The sequence below is a fragment of the Roseomonas haemaphysalidis genome, from assembly GCF_017355405.1.
In the GTDB taxonomy this organism is placed as follows: domain Bacteria; phylum Pseudomonadota; class Alphaproteobacteria; order Acetobacterales; family Acetobacteraceae; genus Pseudoroseomonas; species Pseudoroseomonas haemaphysalidis.
Map to the genome: position 1 here is coordinate 2788409 of NZ_CP061177.1, position 25337 is coordinate 2813745.

Sequence of the window (25337 nt, forward strand, 5' to 3'; positions counted from 1 at the left end):
TCTCCTGGAGCGATGCCGCGCAGCCTAGTCAGCCCGGGGCGGAGGGCAACCCCGCCCGGCCCAGTGATTCGCTGATAGCGGCCTCGACCCGCAGCGCGGCATCCAGCGCCGCGCGCCCGGCGGCGCCATCCACCACGGCCGGCGTCCCGTTCCGGCACGCGGCAATAAAGGCGGCCTGCTCATGCTCCAGGTTGTCGTGGTCCTGCCAGGATAGGGTCTCGATGCCGTGGCCGGGCAGTTGCTCCAGCCCAGCCCCCTGCCCCTTGCGCACCAGCTTCAACTCCCGCGCCAGGAAGTCCAGGCTGGCATAGCCCTCGGTGCCGAAGACCCGCAGGCGGCGTTCCATCTTCAGGCTGGCGCGGCTGGCGGTGATGGTCGCCTGGGCACCGCCCGCGAAGCGCAGCCGGGCGTTGGCGATGTCCACCCGGTCCGAGCAGACGGCGGTGCCCACGGCCTCCACCGCCTCCACCGGCGCGCCGCCCGCCAGGGAGATCACGAGGTCCAGGTCATGGATCATCAGGTCCAGCACCACCGACACGTCCAGGCCGCGTGGCCGGAACGGGGCGATCCGCACCGCCTCCATATAAAGCGGCCGGCCGACGCCGGCCGACCCCAGCAGCGTCGCGAAGCCGGCGCCGAAGCGCTCCACATGGCCGACCTGCAACACCCGCCCGGCCGCGGCCGCCTGGGCGACCAGCGCATCCGCCTGCTCGCGCGTCGCGGCGATCGGCTTTTCCACGAACACATGCTTGCCGGCGGCCAGCGCCTGGGACGCCAGCTCGAAATGAAAGGCGGTGGGGGCGGCCACGATCACCGCGTCCGCCGCGGCCACCAGCTCGGCCAGCGGCCAGGCACGCGTCGCGGCCTCGCCCGCCACCAGCGCGGCGCGGGCCGGGTCGGCGTCCGAAAGGCCCAGAAACTCGACCGTGCCCGCGCCCGCCGCCTTGGCCGCCTTCAATGCATGGAAGCGGCCGAAATGGCCCGCGCCCAGAATGCCCAGCTTGATGCCCATCGCCCCGCTCCGCGCTGTCTCGTCCGGCCGCGCCTGTAGCAGAGTGTCGCCGCCGGTGCATGATGGGTTGCTTCGCGCCGCGCGCGACAGCATGTTCCCGCCCTCTGAACTGGGGGGCCTTCCTGGCCATGCTGTACTTCGCGCGGTGGAAGGTCGCCGCCATTCTGGGCGTGATCCTGTTGGGGGTGCTGCTGGCCCTGCCCAACCTGTTTCCGCGGTCCGCCATTCCCTCCTGGCTGCCGGCGCGGCAGATCTCGTTGGGCCTCGACCTGCGCGGCGGCTCCTATCTGTTGCTGGAGGTCGACCTCAACGCGGTGGTGCGGGAGCGGCTGGAAAGCCTCGCGGACGCCGCCCGCACCCGGCTGCGCACCGCCAATGTCGGCTACACCAACCTGTCCGCCCAGCCCGAGCAGCGGCAGCTGTCCTTGCGCCTGCGCGATCCGGGGCAAGCCGAGGCCGCCCTGGCGGCGCTGCGCGAATTGTCCAACCCGGTGCCCACCGGCGGCGGCGCCACGGCGGCCGATCTGGAGCTGGCGTCCAGCAACGGGCTGATCACCGCGACGCTGAGCGAGGCGGCACTGCGCGCCCGCGCCTCGGGCGCCGTGGAGCAGTCGGTCGAGATCGTCCGGCGCCGCATCGACGAAAGCGGCACCTCTGAGGCGCTGATCGCCCGCCAGGGTTCCAGCCGCATCCTGGTGCAGTTGCCCGGCGTCGAGGACCCGCAGCGGATCAAGGACCTGCTGGGCCGCACCGCCCGCATGACCTTTCGCCTGCTGGACGAGAACGCCAACCTCCAGGCTGCCACCCCGCCCCCCGGCGTCGAGTTCCTGGATGGCGAGCAGCCGGGCCAGCGCTACCCGGTCCGCCGCCGCATCGAGGTGGACGGCGCCAACCTGTCCGACGCCCGCACCGGCCAGAACCCGCAAACCGGCGAATGGGTGGTGAACTTCACCTTCGACAGCGTCGGCACCCGCCGCTTCGCGGAGGTCACGCGCCAGAACGTCGGCCGCCCCTTCGCGGTGGTGCTGGATAACAAGGTGATCACCGCGCCGGTGATCCGCGAGCCGATCACCGGCGGCAATGGCCAGATCAGCGGCAGCTTCAACGCCGCATCGGCCAACGACCTGGCGGTGCTGCTGCGCGCCGGCGCCCTGCCCGCGCCGCTGACGGTGGTGGAGGAGCGCACGGTCGGCCCCGAACTGGGGGCGGACGCCATCCGCGCCGGCCTGCTGAGCCTGGCGATCGGCGCTTCCTTCGTGTTCCTATACATGGGACTGGCCTATGGCCTGCTGGGCTGGCTGGCGAACATCGCGCTGTTCGTGAACCTGATCCTGATGGCCGCCGCCCTGTCTGTCCTGGAAGCGACGCTGACCCTGCCGGGCATCGCCGGCGTGGTGCTGACGCTGGGCACCGCGCTGGACGCCAACATCCTGATCAACGAGCGCATCCGTGAGGAAACGCGCGCCGGGCGGCCACCCGCCAGCGCGCTTGAGGCCGGCTTCACCAAGGCATCCGGCACCATCCTAGACAGCAACCTGACCAACCTCATCGCCATGGCGTGCCTGTACGGCTTCGGCTCCGGCCCGGTGCGCGGCTTCGCCATCACCGTGGCCATCGGCACCATCGTGCAGATGTGGACGGCCACCACGCTGGTGCGTTTGTTCGTGTCCTGGTGGTACCGTTCGCGCCGTCCGCGCGTGCTGCCGGTTTAAGGGGGCTTACGCCATGTTCCTTTCGCGCCCCCTGTTCCGGCTGGTGCCGGACGACACCAAGATCCCCTTCATGAGGGGCGGCAAGGTCGGCATCGCCTTTTCGATCTTCCTGTCCGTCGCTTCCGTGATCCTGGCCTTCTATCCGGGCCTGGAGAAGGGCGTGGACTTCCGCGGCGGCATTGTCATGGAGGTCCGGACCCCGGAACCCGCCAACCTCGGCGCGCTGCGCGGCGCGACGGGCGGGCTGGGGCTCGGCGACGTGGGCCTGCAGCAGTTCGGTGACGCCAACTCGGTGCTGCTGCGCCTGCCGGTGCAGGGCGACGAGGCAGCGACGCAGAACGCGGTCAACAGCGTCCGTTCCGCGCTGGAAAGCGTGGCCCCCGGCACCCGCATCCTGCGGACCGAGGCGGTCGGCAACCGCGTGTCGGGCGAGTTGTTCCTCGGCAGCCTGATCGCGCTTGGCGTCTCGATGCTGGCGATGATGATCTACATCTGGGTGCGCTTCGAATGGCAGTTCGCCGTGGGTGCCATTGCGACCCTGCTGCTGGAAACCACCAAGGTCATCGGCTTCCTCGCCATCACGCGCATCGAGTTCAACCTGACCACGGTGGCCGCCGTGCTGACCATCATTGGCTTTTCCGTCAATGACAAGGTCGTGGTCTACGACCGGATGCGCGAGAACCTGCGCAAGTTCAAGACCATGCCGCTGCGCGCGCTGATCGACCGTTCGATCAACGAAACGCTGAACCGCACGCTCGGCACGTCCATGACGCTGCTGCTGTCCGCCCTGCCGCTGGCCATCTTCGGCGGCGACGCCCTGGCGGGCTTTGCCATCACCATGGTCTTCGGCATCATCGCTTCCGCCTCGTCCTCGATCTTCATCGCGGCGCCGATCCTGTTGTTCCTGGGAGAAAACCGCCTCCGCAGGGGGACGGAAGCGCCGGCTGTGGCCCCTGCCCGCCCGGCACGTTAACCAGACCTAGAAATATAAAAAGTGAGACAGTCCTTGTCATTTGGGGCAAACACCCTCTAGAAGTAGCCCGAGCCCCTGGGGCTGCTGGAGAGTCGTGATGTCACTGCGCTTCCGTTCGGCCAAGCCGGACGAAGCCCGCATGCTGCTGTTGGCGCGAGACCCGAGGCTGGTGTCCGCCACTCGGGCAGCCGCACGCGGGCTGGAGCGCCTGCCGCCGCGCCTGATGCGCGACGGACGAGAAGTGCTGGCGCTGCTGCTGGCCTCCGCCGAACCGCCACGCCAGATCATCTGCCAACCCTCCGTGGCGGGTCCGAGCTGGCCTGCCCTGCTGGCCACCGCATCCGACCCCTTCGGGTCCACGGACATGGTGCTGGTGGCGGAGGGCAGCGGTGCGCATCCGCTGCCGGCCGGCGTGTCGCCAGCCGGGATCACCTGGGCAACCGCGGAGCCGCTGGAACTCGCACGGGCGCTGCGCCAAGCCGCCGCGAACCGCAAGCAGGTGCCGACCGACAATCCCGAGCATCTCGCCGCCGGCCTGCGACGCGGCGAGATCGCGGTGCGTTACCAGCCCGCCGTGCGGATTTCCGACCGTCGCCCCGTCTTGCTGGAGGGTTTGGCGCGCTGGCAACGGCGGGACGACACGCCGCTCAGCCCGGATGCCTTCGTACCGATGGCGGAGCGGCATGGCATGGGGCGGGCGCTGTCGATCGCCGTCGCCGACCGGGCTTTTTCCGAAATGGCCGGGCATGCCGCGCGTGTCGGGGCCTCGCTGTCGCTGAACCTGCCGTTGAACGTGCTGGTGGAGCGTGACGTACCGTCGTGGCTGCGGGCGTTGCAGCGCCGCAAGCACTTTCCCCTCGGCGCGCTGACGCTGGAAATGACTGAAACGACGCCGGTGCTGGACCGCTCGGCGCTGCGCCGCGCCTTGCTGCGCCTGCGTGACGCCGGCCTGCCCGTGCTGGTGGACGACCTGGGGCTGGACGAGGACCGTGGCTGGCTGCTGTCGCTTCCCTTCGCGGGCATCAAGCTGGACCGCCACCTGACCACCGCCATGCCGCGGCAGGCCCGGGCCCGTGCCGAGGTCCGGCGCATGGTGCGGCTGGCCCATGCGGCGCGCATGACCGTCACGGCCGAAGGTGTGTCCGACGCGCGGCTTTGGCGCGCCGTTGCCGCGGCGGGCGTGGACAACGCCCAGGGCTATGCCATCGCGCGGCCGTTGCCGGCCATGGCTTTGCCAGCCTGGCACCGGGCCTGGATGGCCCAGGCCATCCCGCGCTAGCCGGCGTAGACCTCGCGGTACAACGCGACGATATCGCTGGCATCGGGCACGCGCGGGTTGTTGCCCGGGCTGCCGGACGCCAGGGCCTGCTCCGCCATCAGGGGCAACAGCGCTTCATACCGGGCGGCATCGATGCCGTAGTCGCGCGGGCCGGGCACCCCCAGTTCACGGTTCAGCGCGGATAGCTCACGCAGCAGGGCCTGTGCCGCAGCGTCGTCCGCCGCGTCCGTCCCGGCCAGCCCCATGATACGGGCCGCGCCGGCATAGCGTGCCAAGCCCGACTGCAGGCCGAAGGCAGTGACGACGGGCAGCAGCATGGCGTTGGACAGCCCGTGCGGCACATGGAAATGCGCGCCGATCGGCCGGCTCATGCCATGCACCAGGGCGACGGAACTGTTGGAAAAGGCCAGCCCCGCCAGGGTCGCGCCTTCCATCATCGCGGCGCGGGCGGCGGCATCGTCCGGCACCGCGTAGGCCCGGCGCAGGTTGGCGGCGATCAGCCGCATCGCCGCCGTGGCATACAGGTCGGAAAAGCTGTTGGCCCGCGCGCTGACATAGGCTTCCAGGGCATGGGTCAGGCTGTCGATGCCGGTGTCGGCCGTCACGCGGGGCGGCACGCTGAAGGTGAGCTCGTAATCCACGACCGCCGCCAGCGGCAGGGCGCCCAGCCCGGCGATCAGCATCTTCTCGTCGCTGGACGTGTCGGTGACGATCGTGAAGCGTGTCGCCTCGCTGCCGGTGCCGGCGGTGGTCGGCACGCAGATCACCGGCAGCGCGGCGTGGTCGGCCGAGGCGGGCACCTTGAAGTCCCGCAGCCGCTGCCCGGGCGAGGCCGCCGCCAGGATGGCGATCGCCTTGGCGGTATCCATCGGGCTGCCACCGCCAAAGCCGATCAGGCAGTCGAACTGCCCTTCCCGCAGCGCGGTCACCCCGGCGGCGACCACGGTATCGGTCGGATCCGGCACGGTTTCAGAAAAGACCTTCGCGGCGATTCCGGCCGCGCCTAGCGGGGCCAGCACCCGGTCCACCGTGCCGGACCCTACCATCCAGGGGTCGGTCACCACCAGCGGCCGCAACAGCCCGAATTCCGTCAGCAACGCGGGAAGCCGTGCCAGCGACCCGCCGCCGATCAGCAGCTTGCGGGGGGCGAGATGGGTGATCAGGGTCATGTGGCGAGGCCTCCTCCGGTCCGGCGCGGTGCCCGGGGCCCGCGCTCTCCTGGCGCCAGGATCGGCCAGAACGACGCGGCCGTCCATGCGTGGTAGGCTGGGCGGCATGAGCACCATCGCGCTGTACCTGGCCGCCGCCGTGGCGGAGATCGCGGGCTGCTATGGCATCTGGGCGTGGCAGCGGCTGGGGCGCGGATGGCCCTGGGCCCTGGCCGGGCTGGCCAGCCTCGCGCTGTTCGGCTGGCTGCTGGCGCGGGTGGATGCCGATGCCGCCGGGCGGGCCTATGCGGCTTATGGCGGCATCTACGTCGCCTGCGCCTTGCTGTGGCTGTGGGGCGCCGAGGGCGTGAGGCCGGACCGGTGGGATGTGCTGGGGGTGGCGTTGTGCCTGTCCGGCACGGCGGTCATCCTGCTGGCGCCGCGCGGCTAGCCCGCCACGGGTTGCAGGCGCGACAGCCGCAGCCCAGCCACCAGCGCCAGGGCCAAACAACCGCCGACCAGCCAGGTCACGCCGGGCCAGCCCTGCCCGGCCCATGCCACGCCGCCGGCGGCACCGACGATGGAGGACCCCATGTAGTAGCAGAACAGGTACAGCGAGGAGGCCTGCGCCCGCGCCACCCGGGCCCGCCGCCCGACCCAGGAACTGGCGAGGGAATGCGCGCCGAAAAAGCAGAAGGTCATCACCGCGATGCCGGCGATGATGGCGGGCAGCCAGTCCATCGCCATCAGCATCAGCCCGCCCAGCATGGCCGCCAGGATCAGCCACAGCAGCCGACGCCGGCCAAAGCGGTCCGCCAATCCGCCGATGAAGGTGGAGGAGGCGATACCCACGAGGTAGACGGTGAAGACCGAAGCGACCACCGCATGGCTGAGCCCGAAGGGAGGCGCCAGCAGCCGGTAGCCGATGTAGTTGTACACGGTGACAAAGGCGCCCATCAGCAGGAAGCCCACCAGGAACAGCCAGCGCAGCCCGCCGTCGCGCAGGTGCAAGGCGAAATTCTCCACCAACCCCCGGAGCTGCAACGGCCGGGCGTGAAAATGACGCGACGGCGGCAGGCACTGCCAGAACACCACCGCGGCCCCCAGCCCCAGCACGCCGATGCCGCCGATCGCCAGCCGCCAGCCGCCCCATTCCATCAGCACGCCCGAAACGACCCGCCCCAGCATGCCACCCATGGCGGACCCGCTGATGTAGAGCCCCATGGCATATCCGGACGATCGCGGGTGCACCTCCTCCGCGATGAACGCCATGGCCACCGCCGGCAGCCCGCTCAGCAGGATGCCCTGGACCAGCCGCAGCCCAAGAAACGAGTTCCACCCCGGCACCAGGGCACAGGCTATGGTAATGGCTGCGGATGCGAAGACCGACACCAGCATCACCGGCTTGCGTCCCAGCGCCTCCGACACCGCGCTGGCGACCAGCATGCACACGGCCATCGCCGCGGTGGGTAGCGACAGCGACAAACTGGCCGCGGCCGGGCTGACACCGAACACCCTGGAAAATTCCGGCATCATCGGCTGCACGCAGTACAGCAGCGCAAAGGTGGCGATGCCGGCACACAGGAAAGCCAGGTTGGTTCGCAGAAAGGCGGCCGTTCCGCGCTCGATGAACGGGGCGTCATCCAACGCCGGCGGCTCGGCGACGGGGGCGGCCTGTGGGGGGCGGGTCAAGGTTTGCGTCATCGAGGCGTCCAGGCTGCTGCGTCGCAACATGCGCCCCGCGCCGGTCATCGCACAGACTGTCGCAGGCGCGATTTTATTCGGCTAGGTTGAATACTGTCTTCCGATGGATCAGCCTCATGGAGCTCCGGCATCTGCGCGCCTTTCTCGCGGTCGCGGAAACACTGCATTTCGCGCAGGCGGCGGAGCAGCTCGGCATCTCCCCGCCTGCTTTGACCGAGCAGGTCCAGGGGCTGGAAACCCTGCTGGGTGCCCGGCTGTTCCGGCGAACCAAGCGCAGCGTCGCGCTGACGGATGCCGGACGGCTGTTCCTGGCCGAGGCACGACCGGCACTGGAACAAGTGCGGCGTGCCGAGCGGATCGGGCGGCTTGCCGGGCGGGGCGAACGCGGCATCGTGACCGTGGGCTTCGCGGCTTCCGCCGCCTTGTCCGGCGTGCTGGCGTCGAGCGTGAGCGCCTGGCGGCAAGCCCAGCCGGAGGTCGAGTTGCGGTTGCAGGAACTGGAAACCATGCCGCAGCTCGCCGCCCTGGCGGAGGGACGGCTCGATATCGGCTTTATCCGCCCCCCGGTCCCCCTGCCCGACGGCGTGGCCATGGTGCCGCTGCTACGGGAGCCTTTGTGGCTGGCCCTCCCCGCCGGGCATCCGCTTTGCGCTTCGCGGGATATCGCCCCCTCGGAACTGGCGGACAATCCCTTTATCAGCCCAGATTTCGACGCCGGCCAGGGCTTCCACCACCACACCATGGCCTTCGGCGCGCAAGGCGGCTTCGTCCCGCATATCGCGCATCGTGGACGGGACCTGGTGGCGGTCGTGTCGCTGGTCGGCCTGGGGCTCGGCGTGGCGCTGGTCCCGGAATCGCTGCGGGACTGCCTGCGCGCACCGGGGGTCGAGTACCGCCCCCTGGCAGGCACGCCGCCCCGTTCGGAACTCGCCGCCGCCTTCCGGCGCGGCGAGGCCGCGCCGGCGACGCGGGCCTGCATCCGGTTGCTGCGGCAGGCCAGCGCGCGGCTGGACGCTACTCCGCCGGAACTGCCGCCTGTGCCCGCATGAGCGCGCGCTGCTGCTTGCGCTTGCCGAACTGCTGGTCGGCGATGACGCCCAGCAGGATCACGCTGCCCATCACCGCGAAGTTGAGCGAGGACGGGATGCCCAGGATGTTCACGAGGTTCTGCAGGATCTGCAGCAGCACCGTGCCGAGCACGATGCCGAGGATGCTGCCCTCCCCGCCGCGCAGGGAGCAGCCGCCCAGCACGGCGGCGGCGATGGCATAGAGTTCGTAGAAGTTGCCGAAGGAGGATGGCGAGACGGACGACGTGTAGAACACCAGCAGCACGGTGGACAGGCCGGCGAGGCCGCCGCCGATCAGGTAGGCGCCGGCGATGACGGCCGATGTGTTGATACCCGAATGCCGCGCCGCTTCCTCGTTCCGCCCGACCGCGTAGAGGTAGCGGCCGAACACGGAACGATGCAGCAGCACCCACATGGCGGCGGCCACGATGACCAGGATGATGAAGGGGTGGGGCACGCCGAAGCTGCGCCCCGATGCCAGCCAGGTCAGGAAGTCCAGGTCGCTGCCCGCGTAGCCGAAGCCCATGGTGCCGTCATTGGTGTAGTAGCGCGCGGCGCCGCGGTAGATCAGCAGCCCGCACAACGTGACCACGAAGGGCTGCAGCTTCAGCTTTGTCACCAGCAGCCCGTGCAGCCAGCCGAGGAACAGCCCGGCCACCAGCACGATCAGCAGTGCCAGTGGCCAGGCGACCTCGTAGTTGACCAGCAGGTCGATGAAGATGACGCCCAGCAGTGCGAACATCGAGCCCACCGACAGGTCGATGCCCCCGGTGATGATGATCAACCCCTGCCCGATGCTGAACACGCCGAACAGGCCAATCAGGTTGGCCATGTTCAAGAGGTTCACGCCGGACAGGAACAGCGGGTTCATCAGGGCCGTGATGCCGCCGATGACGATCAGCAGCAGCCCCAGGCCCAGTTCCTTCTTGCTCATGTCTCCAGGGTCTCCTGCCCGATCGCCAGCCGCAGCACCGCCTTCTCGCTGAAGGCGTCCCGCTGCAGGGTGCCGCTGATGCGGCCCTCATGCATCACCACGATGCGGTCCGAGACGCCGATCACCTCCTCCATGTCGGAAGAGATCATCAGGATGGCCACGCCCCTGTCGGCCAGCGCGCGCATCAGCCCGTAGATCTCGCCCTTGGCGCCGACGTCGATGCCGCGCGTCGGCTCGTCGAACAGGATGACCCGGGGCGCCATGCTGAGCCACTTGCCCAAAACCACCTTCTGCTGGTTGCCGCCGGACAGGGTGCCGGCGGCCACCGCCGTGCTGTGCGCCTTGATGTGCAGCGATGCCGCCTGGGCCGCCGCCGCGCGCTGTTCCGCCACGAAGTCGATCAGCCCGGCATGGCAATAGCTCGGCATGCTGGCCAGGGTGATGTTTTCCGAGATGGGCATGTCCAGCACCAGCCCGTCCTGCTTGCGGTCCTCCGGCGCCAGGTAGATGCCGGCGGCGACCGCGTCCTTGGGCGAGCCGATCCGCACCGGGCTGCCATCGAGCGTCACCGCCCCGCCCAGCGGCGGGTCGATGCCGAAGAGCGCGCGCGCCAGCGATGTGCGGCCCGAGCCGACCAGCCCCGCGAGGCCGACGATCTCGCCCGGCTGAATGGACAGATCCACCTTGCGGCCGGGAAAGGCCGCGGTGACCAGCCCGCGCGCTTGCAGCCCGCCCGCGCGCGGCGGCTGGGCGGGCGGGGTGTACAACGCCCGCAGGTCACGCCCGATCATCAGCCGGATCATGTTGGCGTGGCTGATATCCTCGCGCGCCAAGGCGCCCGCCAGCTTGCCGTCGCGCAGGCAGACCACACGGTCGGCGCAGTCGATCACCTCGCCCAGTCGGTGCGTGATGTAGACGATGCCGGTGCCGGAGGCGCGCAGCTCCGCCACCACCGTCAGCAGCCGCGCGGTTTCCGAAAGGGTCAGGGACGAGGTCGGCTCGTCCAGGATGATGATGCGCGCTTCCGCCGCCAGGGCCTTGGCGATCTCCACGAGCTGGCGCTGGGCGATGGACAGCTGCGCCACCGGCGTGTGCGGCGTGAAGTCGGCGCCCAGGCGGCGCAGCAGAGGCGCCACCCGGGCCGCCGCCGCGCGCCGGTCCAGCAACCGCAGGGGGCCGCCCCTCAGCGGCTCCCTGCCAAACAGGACGTTGGCGGCGACATCCAGGTTGTCAAAAAGATTGAGCTCCTGGTGCACGAAGGCGATGCCGGCGGCCTGCGCCTCCGGCACCGAAAGGCGGTCGTAGCTGCGGCCGCCCAGGTGGATGGCGCCCTCGCTGGGCGCCACCACGCCGCCCAGCACCTTCATCAGCGTGGACTTGCCGGCGCCGTTCTCGCCGATCAGCCCCAGCACCTCGCCCGCGTCGAGCGAAAGGCTGACGCCATCCAGCGCGCGCACGCCGGGGTAGCTCTTGCTGATCCCCTCCAGCCGCAGCAGCGCGGTCATGGCACGCTACCGGGTCCGCAGCAGCTCGCGCATCTGGCCCTGGAACTCGGCCACGTTGCTTTTGTCGATGATGCGCGTGGGCACGATGATCTGCTTGTTGGCCGGGATGAACGACCGGTCGTTGTTGATGTACTTGATCATGTTGATCATGCTCATGTACCCGAACTCGAAGGGCTGCTGCACGACGGTGGAAAAGATGGTGCCGTCCGCCACGCCGCGCAGCGTCAGCCCGTCCTCGTCGAAGCCAACGACCTTGACCTTGCCTTCCTTGTTCGCCGTTTTCACCGCCTGGTAGATCTGCGGCGTGTTGTAGGCCCAGAGGCCCGACAGCAGCGCGATGTCCGAATAGCGTGCCAGCGTGTCCTCGACGTTGCGCTTGGCGCGGGCCATGTCGCTTTCATCGGTGCGGACGTCGACGATCTCGATGTTGCCGCCTTGCAGGACCTCGCGAATGCCCTGCACGCGCTCGCGCGCGTTGTCGGCATCCATGGTTCCGACAAAGAGCATGGCCTTGCCGCCCTGCGGCAGCGCCAGCTTCATCTGCTTGCCGGCCTCGCGCCCGGCCGCCACGTTGTCCGTGCCAATATAGACGGCGCGGTTGCTGTTGGGCGCATCGCTGTCCGTGGTGAACAGCACGGCCTGGGAGGCGGCACGGTTCAGCGTGTCGGTCGAGTTGGACGGGTTGATCGGCGAGATGGCGATGCCTGCCACCTTGCGGGCCAGCAGCTCGTCCACGATGCGGCGCTGGTCAGCGGCGCTGGCCTGACCGGGGACGAACATCTCCATGTTGTATTCGGGATGCTCGCGGTTCGCCTTCTCGATGCCGCGCCGCGCGATGGTCCAGAAATCGGCGGAAACGTTGACGATGAAGGCGAGGGTCTTCTTTTCCTGCGCGATGGCGGCGGGGCCGAACGCCGCCGCGGCTGCCAGGGCCGCGGGCACGGCAAGCAGTGAACGCCTTTGCATGGTCGCTCCTCAAACATTTCCCCGGCCCCGGTAGGGCCTTGGTTGCTCGGGCCTGATTTCTGGCCCGTTGCAACCACGCTAGCAGAAGCGCGACGCTGCTAGGAAGCACGCTTTCAGCTTACCTTTTGGCCATCCGCCGGCTCCAGGGACAGGGGGGCGGAGACCTCCTCCAGCGACTTCCGTTCCGCCGCGAAGCCGAGCTTCCATTCGGTCGCAGCGGCCAGCAGCATCAGGAATGCCGCCAGCAGGAAGCCCCAGAAGATGTCGGTGCGCTGCCCGCCCTCGATCAGCCAGCCGAACAGCGTCGGGCCGGCGACACCGCCGATCGCCGTTCCGAAGGCATAGAACAACGCGATGGCGATGGCGCGCATCTCCAGCGGAAAGCTTTCCCCCACCGTCAGATAGGCGGCGGAAGCAGCGGGTGACGCGAAGAAGAAGATCACCGTCCAGGCCAGGGTCTGTTCCCAGGCCGACAGCCAGCCCTGCTGGAAGGCATAGCCCGAGATCGCCATCAGGATCCCCGCCGTGGCATAGGTCAGCGTGATCATCACCTTGCGACCGACGCTGTCGAACAGCGGCCCCAGCAGCAGCGGGCCAGCCAGGTTGCCCAGCGCGAAGGGCAGCAGGTACCAGCCCACCTGCCCGGAGGGGACACCGTAGAACTTGGTGAGCACCAGGGCGTAGGTGAAGAAGATGGCGTTGTAGCAGAAGGCCTGGCAGGCCATCAGCGTGATGCCCAGCACCGTGCGCCGGCGCTGCCGGTGGAGCATGATGTCGAAGACGTCTCGCAGAGAGGTATGGCCCCGGCGCCGCAGCTTGACCGGCCCGTATTCCAGCGGCGGCAGCGGGCCATGCCGCGCTTCCACGCGTTGCTCGATCTCGTGCACGATGCGGCTGGCTTCCTCGCCACGGCCATGGGTCATCAGCCAGCGCGGGCTTTCCGGCACCCAGTTGCGCAGGAACATGATGACGATGGACAGCACGCCGCCAACGATAAAGGCCGCGCGCCAGCCGATCTCGGGGTCCACCACCGCCGGGTCCAGCACCACCAGCGCCGATGCCGCGCCCAGCGCCGCGCCTGCCCAGAAGGTGCCGTTGACGGCGAGGTCCACGGTGCCGCGCTTGCGGGCCGGGATCATTTCCTGGATCGCGGAGTTCACCGCGGCGTATTCGCCACCGATGCCGGCACCGGTCAGCGCGCGGAACAGTGCGAAAGACCAGAAGTCCCAGGAAAAGCCGGTCGCGATGCTGGCGGCCATGTAAAGGCCGACGGTGATGAAGAACAGCTTGCGCCGCCCCCAGCGATCCGTGAGCCAGCCGAACCCGATGGCGCCGATCACCGCGCCGATCAGGTAGGCGGAAGCGCTGAGGCCCACCTGCGTCGCGCTGAGCGCCAGGCTGGGGCTTTCGTTGATGGCACCGGCCAACGAGCCGACCAGCGTCACTTCCAGCCCGTCCAGCGTCCAGGTGATGCCGAGGGCCGCGATAATCAGCCAATGGAAGCGGTCCCAGGGCAGGCGATCGAGCCGCGCGGGCACATCCGTTTCGAATACGTCGCCCACCGCCGTCTGCCGGTCCATCGCGCGCCCTCCCTCGGTCCTTCAACGGCCAACGCGGTTGAAGCGCGGGCGTTGCGGCGACGGGGTTGCCCGGCGGGGCATGGCGTGCATCATCCTCGCGGCATGGTCCGGAGAAACGCTGCGATGACAAGGCGATTGGGCGGGCGCGCCGCCCGCGCGCATCTGGCGGCCGACCCGGTGATGGGGCCGGTGGTCAAGCGGGTCGGCGCCTTCACCCTGGTGCCGGAACCCCGCGAGCCGTTCGAGGCGCTGGTGCGCGCGATCGCCCACCAGCAGGTGCATGGCCGCGCTGCCGAGGCAATGCTGCGCCGGCTGATCGAACTCTTTCCGCAGCAGGCCTTCCCGGACCCCGCCGGCCTGCTGGCCCTACCGGACGGCGCGATCCGTGGCTGCGGCTTCTCGGGCGCCAAGGTCGCCGCCATCCTGGACATCGCGCACAAGACGGTGGGCGGGCTGGTGCCGACGCGGCGCGCCGCGGCCCGCCTGCCCGACGAAGTGCTGATCGAACGCCTGGTGGCGATCCGCGGCGTCGGGCGCTGGACGGTGGAGATGCTGCTGATCTTCACGCTGGGCCGGCCGGATATCCTGCCGGTGGACGACTTCGGCGTGCGCGAAGGCTTTCGCCATGCCGCCGGGCTGGACGCCCAGCCCAGGCCCAAGGCGCTGGCCGAGATCGGCCAAGCCTGGGCACCCTTCCGTTCCGCCGCCGCCTGGTACCTGTGGCGCTATGCGGACCTGGCCAAGGGCGGCTTCAATGCGCCAAGCGCGATCTAGCCGAGAAACGCCCCCAGGGCGGCCAGAAAGCCGGCCGGCTGCTCCGCATGCACCCAATGGCCGGCGTTCTTGACCCGGCCAAAGCGCACGGCGGGGAACAGCGCGCGGAACATCGCGCGGTGCTCGTCCCTGACGTAATCGGAGCTCTCACCGGACAGCACCAGCACGGGGCCGTCATAGCGCGCCCCGGGCGGAAACTCCGGCGCGGCCTCGATGGCCGGCAGCGCAGTCGCCGTTTCGCGCAGCCCAATCCGCCAGGACGGCCCGGTGAAATCCAGGTTCTGCAGCAGAAAGCCGCGCACGCCCGCGGCGGGCACGGCCGCCGCCAGAGCCGCGTCCGCCTGCCGGCGGGTGAGGCCAGGCGACAGCGGCAAGGCCAGCATCGCTTCCGCATAAGGGCGGAAGGCGGGGGGATAGGCCACGGGCGCGATGTCCACCACCACCAGCCGGGATACCGTCGCGGGGCGCGACAACGCCAGCATCATCGCGACCTTGCCACCCATGGAATGACCCACGACGTCGGCGGAAGCGACGCCCAGCGCGGCCAGCGTTTCCGCCACATCCGCCGCCATCGCCGCGTAGTCCATGGCGGCATCGTGCGGAGAAGCGCCATGGTTGCGCAGGTCCAGTGCCAGCACCCGCCGCCCGGCGGCGGCCAGGACCTTCTGCACGCCGCCGAAATTGGCGGCCTGCCCGAACAGTCCGTGCAGCAGCACCAGCGGCGGCCCCTCGCCCAGCTCGACGGCGTTCAGGCGCATCAGCCGAAGGTCGCCACGAGGACGCTGCCGACGATCAGGGTGCCGCCGATCAGCACATCCCAGCCCAGCGGCTCACCCAGCCACATGGTCGAGATCACCACGCCGATCGCCGGCGCCAACAGAAAGCCAACCGACGACACCGCACCCGGCAGCCGCCGCCCGGCCTCGATCACCGCCCACGTGCCGAGGGGCGCGACCACGCAGCCGATCACCAGCATCTGCCACAGGGCCCCGGCGCCGATGCCGCCACCGAGCGCCAGAGGCTCCTGCACCAGGGCCATCGGGAGCAGCACCGCACCCCCGAGCAGAAAGGCGAAGGGCAGGTTCTCCAGCATTGGCCGCGCCGCCGGAAACAGGCGCGTGACGATGATGGCCCAGGACCAGAGAAAGGATGCGATCAGCAGCATGGCATGCCCGAGCACGACGCCATGGTCGTGAAAATCAGCCGCCCAGGGACCCGCCAGCGCGGCCACGCCCGCGAGCCCCAGCCCGGCCGCCACCCAGCGCGCGGACGACACCTTCTCCTTCATCACCAGCACGGACAGGGGCACCAGCCAGAAGATGGTGACATTGGCGAGCACGGCGGTGCGCCCCGCCGGCACCAGCGCCACCGCCAAGTGCGTCAGGGCGAAGTAGCCGCCCAACTGCAGCACGCCCACGCCCAGGATCGCCGGCCAGTCCTGGCGCGACGGCCAGCGCAGCTTGCCCTGCGCGACCAGCAGCAAGGCGATGATCGCCGCCGCCAGCATGGTGCGGGACACGGCGAACCACAGCGGCGTCGCATCGGCCAGGGCGGACTTGGTGATCGGCCATGCGCCGCCGAACAGCGTCACGGCCACCAGCAGCAGCCGCAGGTCAGCCAGGGCGATCATGCTGCGGCGCTGTCGGCGACTTGCAGAACGATCTTGCCGATATGCCCGCTGCTTTCCATCAGCCGGTGCGCCGCGGCGGCCTCCGCCAAGGGAAACACGGCGTGGATCGGCGGCACGCATTCGCCTTTCGCCAGCAGGGGCCAGACCTTCTGGCGCAATGCATCGGCGATGGCTCCTTTCTCGGCGGCGGTGCGTGGCCGCATGGTGCTGCCGGTCACGGTCAGCCGCTTCACCATGATGGGCCGCAGGTCCACCTTCTCGGCCTCGGCACCGCCGAGAAAGGCGATCATCACCAGCCGCCCGTCCTTGCCCAGGCAGCGCAGGTTGCGCTGGAAGTAGCTGGCGCCCACCATGTCCAGCACCACGTCCACGCCCTGTGGCACCGTGGCCTTCACCTCGGACACGAAGTCCTGCTCGCGGTAGTTGATCGCGGCGTCGGCGCCGAAGCGCAGCATCGCGGTGCATTTCTCCGCGCTGCCGGCGGTGGCCAGCACGCGGGCGCCGAACGCCTTGGCAAGCCGGATGGCCGTGACGCCGATGCCCGAGGTGCCGCCATGCACCAGCACGCTTTCCCCCGCCGCCAGCCGGCCATGGCCGAACAGGTTGGCCCAGACGGTGAAGAAGGTTTCCGGCACCGCCGCCGCCTGCACAGCATCGAAGCCTTCCGGCCAGGGCAAGGCCTGCGTGGCGGGCGCGATGCAATATTCGGCGTAGCCGCCGCCATTCACCAGAGCGCAGACCCGCTCGCCCAGGGCGAAGCGCCCGACGCCCTCGCCCAGCGCGGCGACCTCGCCTGCCACTTCCAGTCCCAGCTCCGGGCTCGCGCCTGGCGGTGGCGGATAGGCGCCCTTGCGCTGTTCGACGTCGGGGCGGTTCACGCCCGCCGCCATCACGCGGATCAGGATCTCGCCCGCAGCCGGCCTTGGCACCGGGCCTGTGGCGGGGACCAGCACCTCCGGCCCGCCGCCGGCGCCATGCGCCACAAACGTCATGTTGCTGGGTAGCGCCGCCATGATCTGGTTCCCTCCGCCTGGCGGCCATCAGCCCGGCGTGGCAGGGTCGGCGGTGCATCCTGTCGCGTCAAGGCGCGCGCAAGCCTGTGCCATGCCGATAAGGGTCACAGTGTTGCTGTGGAAACACGCCCCGGCTGAAGTTTGGCGATGGCAGCCAGCGCCACCCGCGAACGGATGGCGCTGGCCGGCGGATCAGTTCGCCTTGATGCCGGCCGCCTGGATGATCGGCGTCCACTTCGCGATCTCATCGTCCAGGAATTTGGCGGTGCTGGCCGGCGTGGTGTCGGACCGGGTCTGCATCGTCAGGTCGGACAGCCGCGCCTTGACGCTGTCCATCGCCATGACCTTGTTGATGGCCTCGTTCAGCTGCGTGACCACGGCGGCCGGCGTGCCGGCCGGCAGCATCACCATGTGCCAGGTATAAGCCTCGTAGCCCGGCACGCCGCCCTGCTGGAAGGTCGGCATGTCCGGCAGCTGCGGCAGCCGGTCGGCCGAAGACACGGCCAGCCCCTTCACTTCCTTGCTGCGGATAAAGGGCAGCGCGTTGTTGGCCACATCCAGCATCATCGCGATGGTGCCGTTCAGCAGGTCCGGCATGGCGGCGGCGGAGCCGCGATACGGCACGTGGTTGACCTTCAGGTCGCCCGCCTGCTTCAGGAACAGCTCGCTCGCCAGGTGCAGCGCGGCGCCGTTGCCGGTGCTGGCGTAGTCGTATTTGCCCGGGTTCTTCTTGAACAGCTCGATCAGCTCGGGCAGCGAGTTCACCGGTAGGTTCTTGTTGACCATCATGATCATCGGGATCACGCCGGTCAGTGCCACCGGTTGGAAATCCTTCATCGGATCAAACGGCAGGCTCGGGAAGATCTCGCGCAGCGCGGCATGGGCGATGGTGGTGTAGAGCGCCGTGTAGCCATCCTTCGGCGCCTTGGCGACGGCGTCCGATCCGACGACCACGCCGGCGCCCGTGCGGTTTTCCACCACCACGCGCTGCGGCAGCATCTTGGACAGCTCGTCGGCGATCAGCCGGGCCGGCACGTCGGTCGGACCGCCGGCGGCAAAGGGCACGATCATCCGGATCGGCTGGTTGGGCCAAGTGGCCTGCGCGCGGGCCGCGGCGGGGAGAAGTCCGGGAAGGGCTGCGGCCGCCCCGAGAGCGAGCAGGTCACGACGGTTCATCGGCGGATCATCTCCTGGGCAGTCCAAGTTTTTTATGGAAGTTTTGTCATCATATGGACCGGGGGCGGACGGGTCAACGCGGGCGTGGTGGCTCCAATCAGGCTCGCATACAGATCCGGGTCGGTCGCGCCTTCCGTGCCGAACAGCAGCACCCGGGACGCGCCGTCCAGTTCCAGTGCCTGCCGCGCCGCCTTGTCCGCCGCGGCCAATTGCAATGCGATCAGCCCCGCCACCGCGCTTTCCCCCGCTTCCACCGGCGGAACGCGCTGCGCCAGGAGGCGCATGGCAGGGGCCACCGCGCTGTCCGGCACCGTCATGAACGCGAAGGCGGCACGTTCCAGCTCCTGCCACGCCAACAGGCTCGGTTCGCCGCAGGCCAGCCCGGCCATCAGGGTATCAGGTTCGCCCGGCGCAGCGGCCATGCCGCCGGCCTCGGCGCTGGCCAGCAGGCACGCGGCCCCATCGGCCTCCACCACAACCACCCTGGTCCCGGTGCCGAGGCGCAGCCGCGACTGTGCCGAAACGGCGGCCGCCACCCCGCCGACGCCGGCCTGGATGAAGATGTGGGTGGGCGGCTCCGGCAAGGCCGTCATCGCCTCGTCCGCCATCAGGCGGTAGCCCTGCATGATATCCCGCGGGGGCTCGGTATAGCCTGGCCACGAGGTGTCGGACACGACGATCCAGCCCTCGGCCTCCGCCATCCGCGCCGCCTCGCGCACCGAATCATCGTAGTGCCCCGGCACTTGCCGCACCTCCGCGCCAAGGGCCGCGATGGCATCGCGCCGGCCCTGGCTGACGCCGGCGTGCACGAAGATCACGCAACGGGCACCGAAGCGCCCTGCTCCCCAGGCCACGGCGCGGCCGTGGTTGCCGTCCGTGGCGCAGCACACCGTTTGCACCGCGTCACCGCTGCGCCGGGCGCGGGCGGCTTCCAGCACGCGGGCCACGGCATAAGCACCACCCAGCGCCTTGAAGCTGCCCAGCCCGAAGCGACCCGATTCGTCCTTGTAGTGAACGGCGCCAATGCCGGCATCGGCCGCCACCTCAGGCATACTCAGCAAGGGCGTGGGGGCGTAGCCCGGCCAGGCACGGATCGCGGCCGCGGCGCGGTGGAAGCCGGAGTTGGGCAGCACCACCACGCCGGGCACGCCATGGCGCGGGTTGCGAAGCAGGCGGAAGGGATGCGTCATGCGCTTCAGCTTGGGCGCGCGCGCCCGGTGGGGCAATCTGCCGCAAACAGAACATTACGAGGAAACGATGCGGATCACCATTCTCGGCGCCGGCGGCTTTCTGGGACGCAAGCTGGCGGCCCGCCTGGCGCGCGACGGCAGCCTCGGCGGCCGGCCCGTGACGGCGTTGACGCTGTTCGACCTGAACGTGCCGCCGGCGCCGGACGCTGCCTTTCCCATCCACCGCATCGCGGGCGACGTGGGGGATGCCGCCACGCTGTCCCGGGCCATTCCGGCCGGTACCGACGTGGTGTTCCACTTGGCCGCCGTGGTCAGCGCTGCGGCGGAAGCCGATTTCGACCTCGGCATGCGGGTCAATCTCCATGGCACGCTGGCGCTGCTGGACGCCTGCCGCAAGCTGGAGCACGCGCCGCGCGTAGTGTTCACCTCCTCCGTCGCCAGCTTCGGCGGCGGGCAGCAGGCCATGGTCCCGGATGACGGGCGGCAGGTGCCGGCGAATTCCTACGGCGCGCAGAAGGCGATGGGCGAGCTGCTGTTGCAGGACGCGTCCCGCAAGGGCTTTCTGGACGCGGTCAGCATCCGCCTCCCCACGGTGATCGTCCGTCCGGGGCGCCCCAACAAGGCGGCCTCCTCCTTCGTGTCCGGCATCGTGCGGGAGCCGCTGCTGGGCCTCGCCACCACCTGCCCGGTGGGGCCGGACTTCGCCGTCTGGGTGTGCTCGCCCCGGCGGGCCGTGGACTGGTTCCTGCACGCGGCGGCGATGGACACCACGCCGCTCGGCATCGACCGGGGCCTCAACCCGCCCGGCCTGTCCGTCACGGTGGGAGAGCTGCTGGCTGCCCTGGAACAGGTGGGCGGGGCGGAGGCCCGGGCGCTTGTGCGATTCGAGCCCGACCCGGCGATCGAGGCGATCGTCGCCGGCTGGCCGGCCGCCTTCGCCGCCACCCGTGCCCGCGCCCTGGGCTTCGCGCAGCAGGAAGACGCCGGCGCCGTGCTGCACGCCTTTCTGGCCGACGACCTGGAAGCGACCCGCGCCGAACGGGCGATGACCTGAGCCCGCAGAGGCACTTCCGGCACGGTTCTGGCGCCGGCTGAGAACTTCGCGGCGGGGCCGGCGGAAGCATCTGGCATGGCGGTATTTTTCCGGCTAAGCCGCGCAAGGGCCACGACCCCGGTCGTCGCCCGATGACCTGCGACCGGCCAAAGAGCGTGCCGCACCTGCCTGCCGGCACCCAGGAGAGGACCAGCAACCTTGATTTCCCGTCGTTCCATCATGTTCGCGGGCGGCATGCTGCCCCTGCTGCTCGCCGGCTGCGCCACCATCATCGCCCCCAACAAGCCGCTGCCGGAAGACGGCACCATCGACCTGATGTCGCTGCTGTCCGGCCTGCCGAATGCCAAGCTGTTCACGGCGGCGTTCAAGCGTTCCGGCCTGTCGGACCGCGTGGGCGTGGCCAACGGCCCCGTCACGGTCTTCGTTCCGACCGACGACGTGCTGGAAGCCCTGCCGCCCGCGCAGCGCGCCATCCTGACCGATACCGCCACCGACAAGGACCAGCTGCGCGCCGCCGTGGGCGGTCTCTGCGCCAGCGGTCAGCTGCGCCTGGAAAGCATCGCGGTGCGCCAGGGCCACATCAACACCTGGACCATCAACCAGCAGCTGCGCGTCACCGGCGCGCCCTCGCCGACCGCCAAGATCCAGCGCGCGGTGCTGGCCAATGGCCGCACCACCGTCAGCGGCCCGCAGGTCGGCTTTGTCCGGGCGGACATTCTGGCCAGCAACGGCGTGATCCACTTGCTGAACGGCGCGCTGCTGCCCTGAGCCGGGCACCACGCCCGAGACCGGGGCCGGAACCGCGATGCGGTTCCGGCCTTTTTTCTTGGGATCAGCCCGCCGACTGGGACTTGCACCATTCGGCCACCTGCGCGTGCGTGGCGAACCACACCTTGCCCGATGCCTTGATGTGCTGCAGCAGCCGGTCCAGCAACGCGATGCGGCTGCGGTGGCCGATAACGTGCGGGTGCATGGTCAGCAGAAACAGCCCGCCTTCCTCCCGCGCGCCATCGAACTCGGCCCGGAAGATCTCCTCAACGGCCGAGGGCGGCGTGTAGGGCCGCAGGCCCGAAAAGCGCAGCATGTTGAAGTACACGGCGTCGTCGCGGATCCATTCCGGGGGCAGTTCGACGATGCCGGTCGGCTTGCCGCCATCCTCCAGCTCGTAGGGGTCGTCATCGGCCATCAGGCTGCTGTCGTAGAGCAGGCCGAGCTCCTGGATGATCCCCATGGTATCCACGGAGAAATCCCAGCTGGCGGTGCGGATGCCGACGGGGCGGCGGCCGCTCAACTGTTCCAGCGTGTCGGCCGCGCGGAAGGTCAGGTCGCGCTCCACGCCGGGCGGCAGGCTAGTATTCGCCTCGTGGATCCAGGAATGGATGCCGATCTCATGCCCCTCGTCGGCCACGCCGCGCACCTCGTCGGGGTGCAGCAAGGCGGACACGGCGGGGTAGAAGAAGGTGGCCGGGGCACCGTGCTTGGCCAGCAGGCGGCGGATGCGCGGCACGCCCTGGCGCGCGCCGTACTGGCCCTGGCTGATGCGCATCGGGCTTTCGTCGTTGTCGCGCAGCGGAATGGTCTCATGGTCGGCGTCAAAGGACAGCGCCACGCAGCACTGCGCGCCGTCCGGCCAGCTGCGCGGCGCCAGGCTGCGGCCGCCCCGCGCGCGGCCGACAATGCCGCGCCAGCGCTCCTCGCTCCATTCCCACGGCTTCTGGCCCTGTGTCGCTTCGCTCATGCCGGTTCCTCCATTGCGATACGGGGGCAGTTTGGACCCGCTGGCCGCCGCCAGCCAGGGGGGGTGCCCTTTCCTCGGTCCCGCCGCCGCCGCATGGTGGCCGGCAACTGAAGCCTTCGCGGAACCTCCCATGTCCGATACCGATCCGGCCCTGATGTCGGCCGAGCAGCTCCTCGCCCTGTATGCCCGCCGGCGGCTGTCGCCGGTGGAAGCGCTGCAAGCGGTGATGGAGCGGGTCGCGCGCTTCAATCCCTGGGTCAACGCCTTCAGCCAACTCAACCCACGCGCCCTGGCGGATGCCGGCGCCAGCACGGCCCGCTGGGCCGCCGGCCGGCCGCTGGGGCCGCTGGACGGCGTGCCCGTGACCGTGAAGGACTCTCTGGACCTGCAGGGCTTCCCCACCCGCCATGGCAGCAAGACCACCGCAACGGCGGCCGCCACGGAGGATGCCCCCGCGGTGCTGGGCCTGAAGGGTGCCGGCGCCGTGATGCTGGGCAAGACGCACACCACCGAATTCGAATGGAAAACCCCCGGCGACAACCCGCCGGGCGGCATCACCCGCAACGCCTGGAACCCCGAGCGCTCGGTGGGCGGTTCCTCGTCCGGCGCCGGCGCCGCGGGCGCGGCGAATTTCGGTCCCCTGCACCTGGGCAGCGATTCGGGCGGCGGCATTCGCGTGCCGGCCGCCTGGTGCGGGCTGGTGGGGCTGAAGCCCAGCCAGGGGCGCGTGCCGCAATGGCCGCGTGCGACGTTCGGCACGTTGTCCTCGGCCGGCCCGATGGCGCGTAGCGTGCGCGACGCCGCGCTGATGCTGTCCGCCATGGCACAGGCTGACCTGCGCGACCCCTCCGCCCTGCCCGACGATGCCCGCGACTGGCGCGGCGGCATCGAGGACGGCGTCGCCGGGCTTCGCGTCGCCGTGGTCCGCCGCCCCGGCTTCATGCCGCCGATCGACGCGGAAGGCGAAGCCTCGGTGGAACTGGCCGCACGCCTGCTGCGCGAGCAGGGCGCCATCGTGGAGGGTGCCGACCCCGACGTGCCGGACCTCCGGGACGCCTTCGCCTTGCTGCGCGGCGTGGCGCTGGCCCGCCGCGTGGCCGGCATCGCGCCAGACCGGCGGCCATTGCTGGATGGCGGCCTGGAGGAAACGGCGCAGCGTGCCGAAGGGCTGTCCGCGCTGGATTACCTGGCGGCGGAGGCGCTGCGGATGGAGGCTGCGCATGCCATGGCACGGTTCCACCAGCGCTACGACCTGGTGCTTTGCCCCACCACGCCCAGCGCCGCCTTCGCCGCCGACGCGCCGACCATCCGCCCGCGCGAGGCATTGTGGCGCGACTGGCTGCCCTGGACCGCCGTGTTCAGCATGACCGGCCAGCCCGCCATCTCGGTGCCGGCCGGCATGGATGAAAGCGGCATGCCGCGCGGCGTGCAGCTCGCCGCCGCCCGCCTGCGCGACGACTTGGTGCTGCGCGGCGCGCGGGCGATCGAGCGCGCCGTGGCGCTGCCCCCGGCCCGCACGGAACAGCCGGAACAGCCGGAACAGCCACAGGGCTGCGCCCACCACGCGCATTGATCGCCGCCCCTCCACGCCACGCAAGGAACCGCCCATCGCCATGACCGACACCCTGCCCCCCGCCCTGCCCGCCGCCATCGATGAAAGCCGGCAATGGGCCCGGCTCATGGGCATGGCCATGCTGGGCGCCATTCCCCATGACGGCGTGAACCGTGAGGCGCTGACGCCGCTGGACCGCCAGGCCCGCCGCCTGCTGGTCACCTGGGCCATCGAGGCGGGCCTGACGGTCAGCATCGACGAGATGAACAACCTGTTCCTGCGCCACGAGGGCACCGACCCCACGGCGGCCCCGGTGCTCAGCGGCAGCCACATGGACAGCCAGCCCAGCGGCGGGCGGTTCGATGGCATCTGGGGCGTGGTGGCGGCGCTGGAAGCGGTGCAGGCGATCCGCGAGGCTGGCCTCGCCACCCGCCGGCCGATCGAGGTGGTGTCCTGGACCAACGAGGAAGGCGGCCGCTTCGCCCCCGGCTGCATGGGCAGCATGGCCTGGTCCGGCCACCGCCCCGCCACCACCTGGGACCAGGTGGCAGACGGCGCGGGCATCACCTTCCGTGCCGCGCTGGACGAGCAGATGGCGGCCGAGGCGGACCTGCCCCGCCGCCCGCTGGGGCCGCAGCCCGGCGCCGCCCCTTTCGCCTACGTGGAGGCCCATATCGAGCAAGGGCCGCGGCTGGAAGCCGACCTGCTGGACATCGGCGTGGTGACCGGCATCCAGGGCAGCCGCTGGTTTCTGGTGGATATCACCGGGCAGTCCGCCCATGCCGGCACCACGCCGGTCGGGCTACGACGCGACGCGGTGCAGGACATGGTACGCGCCATCGAGGCACTGAACCGCCTGACGGAAGACCCGGAGGACGTGCTGCGCTTCACCGTCGGGCGGGTCGAGGTGCATCCGAACAGCAGCAATTCGGTGGCCGACCGGGTGCGCTTCAGCATCGACCTGCGGCACCCGGACGCCGCCGTGCTGACCGCCAAGGGCGATGCGATCGCAGCCACGGTGCAGAGCGCCGTGAAGTTCTGCACGGCGCAGGTGACCGAGCGCTTCACCGCCATGCCCGCCACCTTCCAGCCGGACGTGCCGGCGGCGGTGGAAGCGGCGGCGGCGGCGCTGGGCCTGCGGTCGCTGCGCTTGGCGTCCGGCGCCTTCCACGACGCGCAGTTCCTGGTGCCGGTCTGCCCGACAGGGATGATCTTCGTGCCGTCGCGCGGCGGCATCAGCCACAACCCGGCCGAGTACAGCTCGCCGGAGCAGCTCGCCGCCGGCACCAGGGTCCTGGCCGCGACGCTCTACGACCTGGCCAACCGCTAG

General features: G+C 70.2%; 23 protein-coding genes. 10 read left to right on the forward strand and 13 right to left on the reverse strand.

The window, feature by feature from the left end; all coding sequences use genetic code 11:
* Nucleotides 1-28 precede the first annotated feature (28 nt).
* A complete protein-coding gene (locus IAI59_RS12910; protein WP_207418246.1) occupies nucleotides 29-1012 on the reverse strand; it encodes a Gfo/Idh/MocA family protein in 984 nt (327 codons plus the stop codon).
* A gap of 128 nt (nucleotides 1013-1140) precedes the next feature.
* Between IAI59_RS12910 and secD the strand changes: the two genes are divergently transcribed.
* The 3 genes from secD (at nucleotide 1141) to IAI59_RS12925 (ending at nucleotide 4976) form a co-directional block, all read left to right on the forward strand.
* Complete coding sequence (secD, locus tag IAI59_RS12915) at nucleotides 1141-2724, forward strand: protein translocase subunit SecD (RefSeq protein ID WP_207418245.1); 1584 nt, start codon at nucleotides 1141-1143, stop codon at nucleotides 2722-2724.
* A gap of 13 nt (nucleotides 2725-2737) precedes the next feature.
* Nucleotides 2738-3697, forward strand: coding sequence for a protein translocase subunit SecF (gene secF / locus IAI59_RS12920; RefSeq protein WP_207418244.1), 960 nt, complete (start codon nucleotides 2738-2740; stop codon nucleotides 3695-3697).
* 97 nt (nucleotides 3698-3794) lie between these two features.
* Nucleotides 3795-4976: an EAL domain-containing protein gene (locus tag IAI59_RS12925; protein WP_207418243.1), complete on the forward strand. Its 1182-nt coding sequence runs from the start codon at nucleotides 3795-3797 to the stop codon at nucleotides 4974-4976.
* Here IAI59_RS12925 and IAI59_RS12930 read toward each other — a convergent pair.
* Nucleotides 4973-6145, reverse strand: a complete 1173-nt coding sequence (locus IAI59_RS12930) for an iron-containing alcohol dehydrogenase (protein WP_207418242.1) — start codon at nucleotides 6143-6145, stop codon at nucleotides 4973-4975. The two genes, IAI59_RS12925 and IAI59_RS12930, sit on opposite strands and share 4 nt — an antisense overlap.
* A gap of 106 nt (nucleotides 6146-6251) precedes the next feature.
* Between IAI59_RS12930 and IAI59_RS12935 the strand changes: the two genes are divergently transcribed.
* Nucleotides 6252-6575 (forward strand): YnfA family protein, encoded by a 324-nt coding sequence (locus IAI59_RS12935; protein WP_207418241.1) that lies wholly within the window; start codon nucleotides 6252-6254, stop codon nucleotides 6573-6575.
* Here the strand turns inward: IAI59_RS12935 and IAI59_RS12940 are convergent.
* Nucleotides 6572-7858 carry an MFS transporter gene (locus tag IAI59_RS12940; protein WP_237181125.1) on the reverse strand — a complete coding sequence of 429 codons (1287 nt, stop codon included), beginning with the start codon at nucleotides 7856-7858 and terminating at the stop codon, nucleotides 6572-6574. The genes IAI59_RS12935 and IAI59_RS12940 overlap by 4 nt on opposite strands.
* Before the next feature lie 86 nt (nucleotides 7859-7944).
* On the opposite strand from IAI59_RS12940, the gene IAI59_RS12945 reads away from it, so the two are divergent.
* Entirely contained in the window at nucleotides 7945-8877 is a 933-nt protein-coding gene (locus IAI59_RS12945; RefSeq protein ID WP_207418238.1) for a LysR substrate-binding domain-containing protein, read from the forward strand.
* On the opposite strand, the gene IAI59_RS12950 is transcribed toward IAI59_RS12945, so the two are convergent.
* The 4 genes from IAI59_RS12950 to IAI59_RS12965 all read right to left on the reverse strand — a co-directional run bounded on the left by IAI59_RS12950 (nucleotide 8843) and on the right by IAI59_RS12965 (nucleotide 13880).
* Nucleotides 8843-9829 (reverse strand): ABC transporter permease, encoded by a 987-nt coding sequence (locus IAI59_RS12950; RefSeq protein ID WP_207418236.1) that lies wholly within the window; start codon nucleotides 9827-9829, stop codon nucleotides 8843-8845. The genes IAI59_RS12945 and IAI59_RS12950 overlap by 35 nt on opposite strands.
* Nucleotides 9826-11334 carry a sugar ABC transporter ATP-binding protein gene (locus IAI59_RS12955; protein ID WP_207418235.1) on the reverse strand — a complete coding sequence of 503 codons (1509 nt, stop codon included), beginning with the start codon at nucleotides 11332-11334 and terminating at the stop codon, nucleotides 9826-9828. The genes IAI59_RS12950 and IAI59_RS12955 overlap by 4 nt, the downstream gene beginning before the upstream one ends.
* Before the next feature lie 6 nt (nucleotides 11335-11340).
* A complete protein-coding gene (locus tag IAI59_RS12960) occupies nucleotides 11341-12300 on the reverse strand; it encodes a sugar-binding protein (RefSeq protein WP_207418234.1) in 960 nt (319 codons plus the stop codon).
* A 113-nt stretch (nucleotides 12301-12413) separates the two neighbouring features.
* On the reverse strand, nucleotides 12414-13880 hold the full coding sequence (locus IAI59_RS12965) for an MFS transporter (protein WP_207418233.1): 1467 nt from the start codon (nucleotides 13878-13880) through the stop codon (nucleotides 12414-12416).
* A 123-nt stretch (nucleotides 13881-14003) separates the two neighbouring features.
* Here IAI59_RS12965 and IAI59_RS12970 point away from each other — a divergent pair, with 123 nt between their 5' ends.
* Entirely contained in the window at nucleotides 14004-14654 is a 651-nt protein-coding gene (locus IAI59_RS12970) for a DNA-3-methyladenine glycosylase family protein (RefSeq protein ID WP_237180830.1), read from the forward strand.
* On the opposite strand, the gene IAI59_RS12975 is transcribed toward IAI59_RS12970, so the two are convergent.
* The 5 genes from IAI59_RS12975 to IAI59_RS12995 form a co-directional block, all read right to left on the reverse strand.
* Nucleotides 14651-15412, reverse strand: a complete 762-nt coding sequence (locus IAI59_RS12975; protein ID WP_207418231.1) for an alpha/beta fold hydrolase — start codon at nucleotides 15410-15412, stop codon at nucleotides 14651-14653. The two genes, IAI59_RS12970 and IAI59_RS12975, sit on opposite strands and share 4 nt — an antisense overlap.
* On the reverse strand, nucleotides 15412-16284 hold the full coding sequence (locus tag IAI59_RS12980; protein WP_207418229.1) for a DMT family transporter: 873 nt from the start codon (nucleotides 16282-16284) through the stop codon (nucleotides 15412-15414). Before IAI59_RS12980 ends, IAI59_RS12975 begins: the two co-directional genes overlap by 1 nt.
* Nucleotides 16281-17297 carry an NAD(P)H-quinone oxidoreductase gene (locus tag IAI59_RS12985; RefSeq protein WP_207418228.1) on the reverse strand — a complete coding sequence of 339 codons (1017 nt, stop codon included), beginning with the start codon at nucleotides 17295-17297 and terminating at the stop codon, nucleotides 16281-16283. The genes IAI59_RS12980 and IAI59_RS12985 overlap by 4 nt, the downstream gene beginning before the upstream one ends.
* Nucleotides 17298-17489: 192 nt before the next feature.
* Nucleotides 17490-18473, reverse strand: a complete 984-nt coding sequence (locus IAI59_RS12990; RefSeq protein WP_207418227.1) for a Bug family tripartite tricarboxylate transporter substrate binding protein — start codon at nucleotides 18471-18473, stop codon at nucleotides 17490-17492.
* 32 nt (nucleotides 18474-18505) lie between these two features.
* A complete protein-coding gene (locus tag IAI59_RS12995; protein ID WP_207418226.1) occupies nucleotides 18506-19663 on the reverse strand; it encodes a diaminopropionate ammonia-lyase in 1158 nt (385 codons plus the stop codon).
* Between the two features lie 67 nt (nucleotides 19664-19730).
* Here IAI59_RS12995 and denD point away from each other — a divergent pair, with 67 nt between their 5' ends.
* Nucleotides 19731-20717, forward strand: a complete 987-nt coding sequence (gene denD, locus IAI59_RS13000) for a D-erythronate dehydrogenase (RefSeq protein ID WP_207418225.1) — start codon at nucleotides 19731-19733, stop codon at nucleotides 20715-20717.
* A 198-nt stretch (nucleotides 20718-20915) separates the two neighbouring features.
* Nucleotides 20916-21485: a fasciclin domain-containing protein gene (locus IAI59_RS13005; RefSeq protein ID WP_207418224.1), complete on the forward strand. Its 570-nt coding sequence runs from the start codon at nucleotides 20916-20918 to the stop codon at nucleotides 21483-21485.
* Nucleotides 21486-21549: 64 nt separating this feature from the next.
* Here IAI59_RS13005 and IAI59_RS13010 read toward each other — a convergent pair whose 3' ends face one another.
* The gene (locus IAI59_RS13010; protein WP_207418223.1) at nucleotides 21550-22455 is read right to left on the reverse strand and encodes a polysaccharide deacetylase family protein; all 906 of its coding nucleotides are present in this window, start codon (nucleotides 22453-22455) and stop codon (nucleotides 21550-21552) included.
* Nucleotides 22456-22585: 130 nt separating this feature from the next.
* Between IAI59_RS13010 and IAI59_RS13015 the strand changes: the two genes are divergently transcribed.
* Nucleotides 22586-24028, forward strand: a complete 1443-nt coding sequence (locus IAI59_RS13015; protein WP_207418221.1) for an amidase family protein — start codon at nucleotides 22586-22588, stop codon at nucleotides 24026-24028.
* A 40-nt stretch (nucleotides 24029-24068) separates the two neighbouring features.
* The gene (locus tag IAI59_RS13020; RefSeq protein WP_207418220.1) at nucleotides 24069-25337 is read left to right on the forward strand and encodes a hydantoinase/carbamoylase family amidase; all 1269 of its coding nucleotides are present in this window, start codon (nucleotides 24069-24071) and stop codon (nucleotides 25335-25337) included.